Annotated in this window: 8 protein-coding genes; 1 reads left to right on the forward strand and 7 read right to left on the reverse strand. The window is 40.4% G+C overall.

What is annotated here, in order from left to right; all coding sequences use genetic code 11:
* Positions 1-209: 209 nt before the first annotated feature.
* Positions 210-1,643, reverse strand: coding sequence for a sensor histidine kinase (locus OGM63_RS15175; RefSeq protein ID WP_263746424.1), 1,434 nt, complete (start codon positions 1,641-1,643; stop codon positions 210-212).
* A gap of 498 nt (positions 1,644-2,141) precedes the next feature.
* Positions 2,142-3,758 (reverse strand): glycosyltransferase family 39 protein, encoded by a 1,617-nt coding sequence (locus OGM63_RS15180; RefSeq protein WP_263746425.1) that lies wholly within the window; start codon positions 3,756-3,758, stop codon positions 2,142-2,144.
* A 358-nt stretch (positions 3,759-4,116) separates the two neighbouring features.
* On the opposite strand from OGM63_RS15180, the gene OGM63_RS15185 reads away from it, so the two are divergent.
* A complete protein-coding gene (locus OGM63_RS15185) occupies positions 4,117-5,796 on the forward strand; it encodes a DUF262 domain-containing protein (RefSeq protein ID WP_263746426.1) in 1,680 nt (559 codons plus the stop codon).
* 64 nt (positions 5,797-5,860) lie between these two features.
* Here OGM63_RS15185 and OGM63_RS15190 read toward each other — a convergent pair whose 3' ends face one another.
* The 5 genes from OGM63_RS15190 to nuoH all read right to left on the reverse strand — a co-directional run bounded on the left by OGM63_RS15190 (position 5,861) and on the right by nuoH (position 9,894).
* Positions 5,861-6,784 carry an NAD(+) kinase gene (locus OGM63_RS15190; RefSeq protein ID WP_263746427.1) on the reverse strand — a complete coding sequence of 308 codons (924 nt, stop codon included), beginning with the start codon at positions 6,782-6,784 and terminating at the stop codon, positions 5,861-5,863.
* A 6-nt stretch (positions 6,785-6,790) separates the two neighbouring features.
* Positions 6,791-7,096 (reverse strand): NADH-quinone oxidoreductase subunit NuoK, encoded by a 306-nt coding sequence (gene nuoK, locus OGM63_RS15195; protein WP_029636295.1) that lies wholly within the window; start codon positions 7,094-7,096, stop codon positions 6,791-6,793.
* A gap of 150 nt (positions 7,097-7,246) precedes the next feature.
* Positions 7,247-7,894: an NADH-quinone oxidoreductase subunit J gene (locus OGM63_RS15200; RefSeq protein ID WP_263746429.1), complete on the reverse strand. Its 648-nt coding sequence runs from the start codon at positions 7,892-7,894 to the stop codon at positions 7,247-7,249.
* 88 nt (positions 7,895-7,982) lie between these two features.
* The gene (gene ndhI / locus OGM63_RS15205; protein ID WP_263746430.1) at positions 7,983-8,567 is read right to left on the reverse strand and encodes an NAD(P)H-quinone oxidoreductase subunit I; all 585 of its coding nucleotides are present in this window, start codon (positions 8,565-8,567) and stop codon (positions 7,983-7,985) included.
* A gap of 208 nt (positions 8,568-8,775) precedes the next feature.
* Positions 8,776-9,894, reverse strand: a complete 1,119-nt coding sequence (gene nuoH / locus OGM63_RS15210; RefSeq protein ID WP_263746431.1) for an NADH-quinone oxidoreductase subunit NuoH — start codon at positions 9,892-9,894, stop codon at positions 8,776-8,778.
* Between the last annotated feature and the right edge of the window lie 215 nt (positions 9,895-10,109).

A 10,109-nucleotide genomic window follows, 5' to 3' on the forward strand; every position in this document is an offset into this window, starting at 1 on the left:
GGGGGAGTGGGGTTCGGTTAACGTATGTAGAGACGTTGCACTTGCTAGTCTCTACAAGGGTTTTGGGTTCACAAATATTCTTAACCGAACCGTATTGGGAGTGGGGGGGAGGGGGAGAGTGGGGGAGTGGGGGAGGGGGAGAGGGGGGGAGTGGGGGAAGATATAGAAATTTCTTTTTTGTCTCCTTGTCTCCCCCCTGTCTCCTCCCCTCAATCTAGTAGTCGATAAGCGGGCAGAGTGATTGTAAATACACTTCCTTCACTTAAACGCGATCGCACTGTTACGCTTCCATCCATCCCCTCGACAAGTGTCTTCACAATCGACAACCCCAAACCACAACCACCGGTGGAACTTGTACGTGCTTCATCTACACGGTAAAATCTCTCAAAAATCCGCGATTGGTGTTGTAAAGGAATTCCATAACCTTTGTCGCGAATTTGAATAATTGCCGATTCTTCTTGTTGATATAACTTGAGAATTACGGTTGTATCCGGTTCAGAATACTTAACAGCATTATCAACTAAATTAAGCAATACTTGTTTGAGGCGGTTGTAATCTGCCTTTACTTCAATTGAGCCATTTTCTGATTCAATTATAATTCGGCGTTGGGTATACTTTTCTGCCATAGTCACAACTTCTGCAACCAAGTCATTCACCACGCAAGGCTGTATCCGAAAATGCAAATAACCACTATCTGCCCGTGCTAAGTCAAGTAAATCCTGTAAAAGCCGAATCGTGCGTTCTGCTTCAGATGCAGCTGTTTCTAAAGCTTCCCGTTGAATTTCTGTTAAGTTATTTTGCCGCCGCAATACGCTTTGCAAGTAACCATGTACGATTGTTAATGGTGTACGTAATTCGTGAGAAACATTACTAACGAATTGTCGCTCTTGTTCCCAAGATTGAGAGAGGCGAGATAACATCATATTAAATGTTTGCGCTAGTTCTTTGACTTCACTAGGTGCATTATCAATATATAAATGCGCTTCTGGTAAATCTTGAGCAGAAATCACTTCTGTCATTTGACTAAGCTGGCGCAGAGGTTGCAAAGAATGTTTAATATAAAATGCGATCGCCACAGAAATTATTATAATAGTCAAAATACTGGCAATACTCAAACTCTTCAGCATTGTTTGAAACAGCCTTTGTTCGTAGGTAATATCCTCCGCAACGAACAAATTTCCTAGCACCTTGCCCTGTACGTGCAACGTGTTGCAATATAAAAGAAAGTAGCGTTGACTAATTTTGTAAACGTGGGGTTTAGTCGGCATATCTGCCAAAGAAATTAACTTAGTTGCTGTAGAATCAGATAGCAAATTTCCAATAGTAGATTTTGCCAGTATTTTGTTTTCGGGATTTTTTATCCATAACAATGTATTCGTACTAGTTAACTTATTAATTGCTTTTTGCAACTCTGTTTCTGATGGCATCATTTCACGATCTAATTGCACATATAGCGGTAAACGTATAGCAATTTGTTCAATATTCTGTTTATGACTCTCAATCAAAATTTGTTGCATTTTCCAACTCGTCCAGATAGCGAGGCTACCTAATCCCAAAGCGGAAACCGCAGCAATACCAATCGTTAAACGCACCCGCAATGAAAAGGGGTCAAGATTTAGCCAACTCTTTTTAATTTGATTCACTCTTCTGCTTGCCCATAGTTAGGATTTAATATTAAATAGTTAAAAGTAATATTGAATTCAAGGGTGTTCCCCAGCTTTAAAAGTTCCATAATCGCCGGCTGTTTCCACCTTCTGTGCAACAGGAGTGCTTGCAATAGTTGAATATTGCATCTATATAGTTACTCGCTTCACGCTTGCCTGTTTTCCATAGCTGACGTTTCAAACAAGAGCGATACCCAAAACGGCTAAAAACTTGAACTTCATGGCTTTAATGTCCTTGATTTCGTTTATAATTTAACTTTAAAGCCTGATGATACTGACAAAATTAATTTAAGCTGAGAATTGGTTTAAATTTTGTTATTAGTTTTTACGAACTATAGCAATCCTATTTCCAAAGTCAAAATTAACTTTCTTCAGATAAACGATATTTTAGAGAAGTCGGGGATATCATTTTTTCACGAATCATTTAGGACTGTTATATATCGCTTCATTATTTTAAACTTAAATATTGCGTGCACCTCAGATCCGGGGTTTTGCTAGTTTCCAAAGTGAATAATAATTATCTTGATAAACAAGATTTAGTTTAGATTTATAGCTCGTTTCTATTTTTTGGCGAAAATTATTTGCTGGATTTATAAAAAATACATCTGTAAATTGATGAGAAATTTTAGGTATCTTTTCTTCTTTCACCAATATAAAGCGCACTTTTGGTTCTAAAAGATAGCTGAGAGAAAAGACATTTCCATAATTAATGCCAAAAGAATCACTAATCAAAAGTGGACGAGAAGCTTGATTGATGATTGTGGCAACTTGGGGATTACCATAGCTAATTACCTTACTCCACCAAGTTTTCGTTTGGGAACTCACACCACAAGAAATCACTCCACAGGTAATTACTAGCACTGTAATCATTTGCCAGATTTGCCGACGCGCTAAATTTCCGCTATATATCTGAGTTGCTAATAGATAAGCAACCGCAATTTGAATACCTAAATAAGAAGGCAATAAATAGCGATCGCTTAATGAGCGTATTCCCCCAAACAGCAAATCTGGTAACATTAAAGGTAATGCTGGGACGGCAATCAACAATACAATAAACAACCAAACTTTTTCGTTCGTTGTCCGATAAAGAAAATAAATTGCATAACCAACTAAAATTAAAATAACTGGTGTAATTAAATAAATTAAAGGATTTTCAAACCCAAAGTTCAAATCAAAAAAAATATGACTTAACTGAATCAGCCAAGCTTGAATTAAAGTGATAAAATTAATTGGCATCTTTGTCCAAGATGTTGCCGAATCCAATTGAGAAAAGTTGAACAACACAACTAATATCCAAGGCAGAAAGGCTAAAAAGCCCGCTAGCGAAGCCAAAAGATAAGCTTTTACTATTTTAGTAAACTTAAATTTAGCAATAGTAAGTACATAAAAACCATGAGCAAGGGCGACAAATCCACTTAATAAAAATGTATATAAACTTAGTGCTAAAGTCGCTGCATAAATCCCCCAGACAAAAATAGGATTTGATGCTTGGTGTTTTTTGGCTAACTGTTTATTTTTTGATTCTAGTCGAATTGCTCGCAGCAGTGAGGCGCTAGATAGTAATATAGTTACTGTCCAAAGCATATATTCTCGTGCTTCTTGAGCGTAGACGAGATGAATCGGGGAGATTGCCATAAGAGCGATCGCTATAAAAGGAACAGACAATGGCACTCTAAATAATTCTTTGCATAACCAGTAGACGCAGGGAAACACCAGCAAGCTGATAAAAGCAGACAAACTCCTAATTGCTGTCACCGAATTGCCAAAAATTTGCACCCAAAATCGAGCTATTATGTAATAAAGCGGTGGATGCTGTGGATCTTCTATTGCTAAAGATTTAATTGTGTCACCTAAGTTTTTTTCTGGGTTGGGACGTTGGTACTTATCAAAATATGTCCCCGTAATTACACGATTATTAAAAAGTTGCTGCCTCACTTCCTGTGCTGTGTAACCAGAAATCCGCAATGAGGTATAAGTTTCATCATGCCAGTAAACTTTACGCTCTAGGTTAACAAAGCGAAAAAATATACCTATCACCAACAAGACAACAATTAAAAATCGCAACCAACTGGGAGCAAGTTTAATATGGTGCATAACTAATCCCAAGAAGTTGTTAAAAAAAAAATCACCCAGGTAGGTGAATTGACATTTCTGGAGCATTGCTAGCGTACTCAGAGAGAGCCGTTTGTTGTAAAACATCACCAACCTTACTTTGACAGTAACCTAATGAGCGTACATTAACGATAAATACCTCTCCTTAATATTTAAATTGAGGTAGACGCAGTTTGTCTAGATGTGTATTGCATATTTCGTGACAATTTGCAAATTATTCTTCCACAACTGCAAAATAAAGTTTGAAAAAATAACTCCCAAAAATGTGAACTAAAAGCTGTCATACAGGGAACAATAACTCAGAACAACTGTTATCAGCCATAGGGCAATCGAGTTACCCATGAACAGTATTGAAATTAAGGCTACCCAACATCGCATCCAACAAGTATTTAGCGATTTTGCCTTTACCATCCCTCTCTACCAGCGTCCTTATGCTTGGACTACTGAGCAAGCAGGAGAACTACTAGAAGACCTGATTACATCCTTGGGAGACAGTAAAGAGCCTATAGATGATGTAAATCCATACTTTTTAGGGAGCATTGTCCTAATCAAGGAAAAAGAAGATAAACCAGATGCTCAGGTTGTAGACGGACAGCAACGCTTGACTACCCTGACGATTTTGCTTGCAGTTATGCGGACTTTGCTACAACCTCCACATGCTTACGCTTTAACGAAGTTGCTCGAAGAAAGCGATCCTTTCGATGACAGTGTTAACCGCTACCGTTTAATTTTAGCAAAGCGAGATGCAGACTTTTTTAAGCAATATATCCAAGACGAAAATGGTATTAGCAAACTTAAAGATTTAAGTTCTGCTGCACTATCAGATAGTAGGAAAAATATCAAAGAAAACGCTCTCCTATTTTTAAATAAGTTGTGTAATTTGTCAAATGAAGAGCGGCTTCGGTTAGCTCATTTTGTGATTAAACGATGTTTCTTAGTTGTTGTTTCTACCCTAGATTTAGATTCTGCGTATCAAATATTTTCTGTGCTGAACGACCGGGGTTTAGACCTTTCTCTGTCTGATATTCTCAAGGCTGAAGTCATCGGCAAAATAGCAGATTGTGAAAAGGAAGCATATGCCAAGAAGTGGGACGATATCCAAGAGGATTTGGGACGAGAAAGGTTTCAATATCTCTTTACTCACATCCGCATGATTTATCGAAAATCAAAGGCAAAGGAAAGCATCCTCAAAGAATTTCGTCTATATGTTCAACCGACGAATAATCCTAAAAACTTTATAGATGAAATACTATGTCCTTATGCTAATTCATATTTCGATATTAACAAAGTAAATTATCGGCATCATCAATGTGCTGAGAAAATTAATCAGCTATTTGGGTGGTTAAAGCAACTAGATAATTCTGACTGGATACCACCAGCAATTCTCTATTTATCGCAACAATATAATAATCCTGATGAACTGTTGCGTTTTTTTACTGCTTTAGAACGGCTTGCGGCAGGGATAATCATTCAACGGGTTAATATTAATGAGCGCATTGAACGTTACGGTAAATTGCTTTTGGCTATTGAAAGCGAGGCTAATCTGTACGCAGAAGATTCACCACTTCAACTGACAATAGAAGAACGACGTAATATTATTAAGGTTCTAAATGATGACCTTTATTTAATTCAGAAAATTCGTCTCTTTGTTTTACTTCGCTTAGATGCTGCCCTTTCAGATGGTGAAGCTACTTATGAATTTACTACAATTAGTGTTGAGCATGTTCTTCCGCAAAATCCAGCTTCTGATAGTGTATGGGTGAGTAGCTTTACCGACCGAGAACGCGAGAAATATGTGCATTGTTTAGGAAACTTAGTTTTGCTGTCTCGTAGAAAAAATAGTGAAGCGAAAAACTACGATTTTCAGAAGAAAAAGGAGAAGTATTTTACCACTAAAACAGGTGTTTCACCTTTTGCACTGACTACACAAGTGTTGCAACAAAATGAATGGACACCCGCAGTTATTGAGCGACGACAGCAAAATTTGATTGATGTTCTGAAGGAAGTTTGGCGGTTATAGTAGTGAAGTGTTAAGCGATCGCATATTATTTTTGTTGATTAAATGCGATCGCTGAACACCTCTATCAATTATGGTGATTCTTATTACTGTAGCGAATCCTTGTCCCCGTCCACAGTAATTTCTCTCGCAGTGTTTGATAGTAGGAATAATTTTCCCGCAAAATAATAAACTTAGAGCGACAATCTGCCATCCGCACATCAACACGGTGTCCTGGCCAAATCGAAGTAGCTAACACTCCATCCATCCAGAGTTTGGTACTCAACTCATAATCTCCCAAGGGCCAGATGCTGACAACGGAACCGGGAGGTAAGACTAGAGGACGACTAGAAAGACTCATTGGACAAATGGGAGTGATGGTAATCGCTTCCATACCATCGTGCATAATCGGACCATTGGCAGAAACGGTGTAACCAGTGGAACCTGTGGGAGTAGCTAGAATCAAACCATCTCCTTGATACTGATCGACAATTTCACTATCAATTTCCATTTCTAAAATTGAAGTGATCATGCGATCGGCAGAAGCAGGTTTAATACTCATATCATTCAAAGCCAGGTAGCGTTCGGTAACAGGTTCAAGATTTGTCCCATGTCCCTCATACACCGCAGCTTGTAGCATCATACGCCGCTGGATAGCATAGCGATCCTCCAGCAGCCGATCCCAAACCTTCTCCGTATCCTGAAATTCTTCTACCGACTCAGTTAAAAAGCCCAGATGACCTCCCACATTCACTGCCAGAATTGGGATACCAGCTGGGGCTAGATGTCTTGCAGCCGTTAAAACAGTGCCATCACCACCAAGTACCACAGCTAGATCGATTGGTTGCCCTACAGAAGCCAAAAACACCGGATAAGGATTGTCTTTTGGTCCACTGGGTCCCATCAATACGTGGCATTGGCGGTCTTCGAGTTGTTTGGCACAGATTTCAGCCCAGCGTTTACTTTGGGGGTCTCTCGCTTTATAAGCAATGATTACTTGCTTGAGTTGCACTTCATATCACCACTTCAGAAGATTAAACTGTTCCATATCGACAGTATCACGGTTGCGATAAATGGCAAGCACGATCGCTAAACCAACTGCTGCTTCAGCAGCTGCCACGGTAATCACAAATACTGTGAAAACTTGACCTTTAATTAATGTTGAGTCTAGGAAGTTGGAAAATGCCATTAAATTCAGATTAACAGCGTTCAGCATTAACTCAATCGACATTAATACCCGCACGGCATTACGGCTAGTAATCAAGCCAAAGATGCCAATACAGAACAAAGCCGCTGCTAGTAATAAAAAGTACTGGAGTTGCATGAATTTGTTTGTTGTTAATGGGCATGGGGCATGGGGCATGGGTAATGGGTAATGGGTAATGGAAAAAGCTTTTTATTCCTTTTCTCTTTCCCCTTTCCCCCTTGTCCTCCTTGTCCTCCTTGTCAAGAAAGTCCCATTGCCCCTCTTTGATTACTCGCGACGAGAACTACCACGATTAGTATCAGTACTATCTGAGTCAGACCCAGTACTAACCGATACCAGTTCTCTCGGACGTTCTGGCAAAGTTAAAATGGTTTGCGGCAATCCAGATGATGATGGCTCCGGCAAATATTCGCGACGTGCCAAAATAATTGCTCCCACCATTGCCATCAGCAACAAAATGGAAGCGAGTTCAAAAGGTAGCAAAAAGTCAGTGAAGAAATGCTCACCAATTAAAACGGTAGAACTTTCACCACCAACAACTGGAGTTGAGTGACTCCAAGGTGTCGCTAAAACCATCGTACTCAACAGAGCAAACAATCCTAGACTGACTACCCCCGTTAGGGCTTTACGTATCCAAGCATTGGGAAACGGCACAAAATCTTCCCGTTTATTTACCAACATAATGGCAAACAAAATCAGCACGTTCACCGCACCGACGTAAACTAGCAATTGCGCTGAGGCTACGAAGTCACCATTCAGCAACAGATACAAGCCAGCAATACTAATAAAAACGCCTGCCAGCATAAAGGCAGAATAAACGATGCTTGAGAACAGCACTACACCAAGCGCTGATCCTACCATCATCGCCGCCAGTATACCAAAGGAAACAATTTGTACTCCTTCCGCTAGATTCACTGTTTTTTGTCCTCTGTCGGTTGATTGTTGGTTGTTGGTTGGAGCGTTGTTGGTTATTCTACTAACCACTATCGACTAACCACTAACATTATGATTTTTCTTGTTCCACTAAGTCTTCTGGACGGGCACCGGCGCTCTTTGCATCTGCTGGCAAACCGTGGGGTTCCATCACGCCTTTAGGTAAGTAAACCAGTTCGCGTAGTGGTGTTACCATTGGGTCATCTGTAACTTTGTAAGGCAAACGACCTAGCGCTACGCTATCATAGTTCAATTCATGGCGATCGTATGTGGAAAGCTCATACTCTTCTGTCATCGATAAACAGTTAGTTGGGCAATATTCCACGCAATTACCGCAGAAAATACAAACTCCAAAGTCGATACTGTAGTGGTTGAGCTTTTTCTTTTTGCTTGCCTTGTCGTATTCCCAATCAACTACAGGCAGGTTAATTGGACAAACGCGGACACAGACTTCGCAAGCAATACACTTATCAAATTCAAAGTGAATTCTACCGCGAAACCGCTCACCGAGAATCAGCTTTTCGTAAGGATACTGGACGGTTATTGGACGCCGTTGCATGTGGTCAAAGGTGACAGACAAACCTTGACCAATGTAACGAGCCGCTTGTACCGTTTCTTTGGCGTAATCACCAACTTGTTTTAGGAACTTTAACATTTTGTGTCTCTCTCAAAAAGTTAGGAGTTAGGAGTTAGGAGTTAGGAGTTAGGAGTTAGGAGTTAGGAGTTAGGAGTTAGGAGTTAGGAGTTGGTGTTAAAAGTACTCAGTGTTTAATTGTTAATTTAACACTCAAATTAGAAAACTCAGACTCCTCACTGCTCACTCATAACTCGTAACTCCTCACTCCTCACTCTTAACTCTCAAATTAGCCGCCAAAAGCAACGGGAAACGCTAATTTCAATGCTGCGGTTAATAGAAGGTTAACCAACGCAATTGGTAGTAAGAATTTCCATCCTAAATCTAGCAATTGGTCAATGCGAACCCGTGGCACTGTCCAGCGCAACAGAATTGCGAGAAAGACTAAGAAGTAAGCCTTAAGTAAGGTCATGGTGATGCCTAGTGAGGCATCGACGATCTGCAATACGGGATTAGTTTCGCTAACTCCTACCCAACTGGCAATCAAGTTAAGTGAAATGGGAAAATCCCAGCCACCCAGGTATAAAACTGATACTAGCAAGGCAGAAAGCACCAGGTTGACATAAGAACTTAGGTAGAACAGGGCGAATTTCATCCCAGAATATTCAGTCTGATAACCTGCTACTAGTTCTTCTTCGGCTTCGGGTAAGTCAAAGGGCAATCTTTCACATTCGGCTAGGGCAGATATCCAAAAGATGATAAAACCGACTGGTTGCCGCCAAATGTTCCACCCCAAGATGCCGTAACCTGATTGTTGATTGACGATATCAACGGTGCTGAGGCTGTTAGACATCATGACGATCGCTAACACCGATAACGCCAAAGGAATTTCATAACTAATCGATTGCGCTGCTGCCCGCAACCCCCCTAAGAGGGAGTATTTGTTATTTGAGGCGTAACCAGCCATCAGCAAGCCAATCGGCTGAATGCTAGACAAAGCGATCCACAAGAAGACCCCTGTGCCAATATTGCTAATCAGGATATTCTGTCCAAAAGGCACAATCAAATATGACAGAAATACTGGCAGCACAACGATGATTGGACCGAGGGTAAACAGCCAGGGATCAGCCTGAGCTGGCACTACATCTTCTTTGAATACCAACTTCAGACCATCGGCTACAGGAGCCAACAAGCCTAAAGGCCCAATATATTCAGGTCCAATGCGCTGCTGTGCGGCTGCGGAAATCTTCCTTTCCAGCCAAACACAAACCAACACACCAACTGTTGCCCCAATGAGCATCAATATCATCGGCAGGGGCATCCAAATTGCTTTGGCTGTGCCGGATGGTAGCCCCAAATCCATGAGGGATTTAATAAAAGTTCCTTGGAGGTCAATTCCTGGATTCATTTTTCCGTTGTTGAAGTCATTGAGTCTTAGTCATTTACAACTATTATTTTGAGTTAATATTTGTAAACTTATCCATTAATAATTCTGCTCTTGTTGACGCTTGATTGAAGATTTGTTGCTAATTCCCATGCCTAGTATATCGTTCGATGGTTTTTGCCCTCGTTAACCTAATGAGAAGTTTTACTTATGGTAATCATTGGGGGAGTGGGCAGTGG

This window comes from Plectonema radiosum NIES-515 (assembly GCF_025753815.1).
GTDB lineage: Bacteria > Cyanobacteriota > Cyanobacteriia > Cyanobacteriales > Nostocaceae > Hassallia > Hassallia radiosum_A.

Coding starts and splice junctions, on each gene's coding strand:
- OGM63_RS15180 (WP_263746425.1), bottom strand. CDS start 3,758: ATGCACCATATTAAACTTGCTCCCAGTTGGTTGCGATTTTTAATTGTT.
- OGM63_RS15185 (WP_263746426.1), top strand. CDS start 4,117: ATGAACAGTATTGAAATTAAGGCTACCCAACATCGCATCCAACAAGTA.
- nuoK (WP_029636295.1), bottom strand. CDS start 7,096: ATGCAACTCCAGTACTTTTTATTACTAGCAGCGGCTTTGTTCTGTATT.
- nuoH (WP_263746431.1), bottom strand. CDS start 9,894: ATGAATCCAGGAATTGACCTCCAAGGAACTTTTATTAAATCCCTCATG.
- ndhI (WP_263746430.1), bottom strand. CDS start 8,567: ATGTTAAAGTTCCTAAAACAAGTTGGTGATTACGCCAAAGAAACGGTA.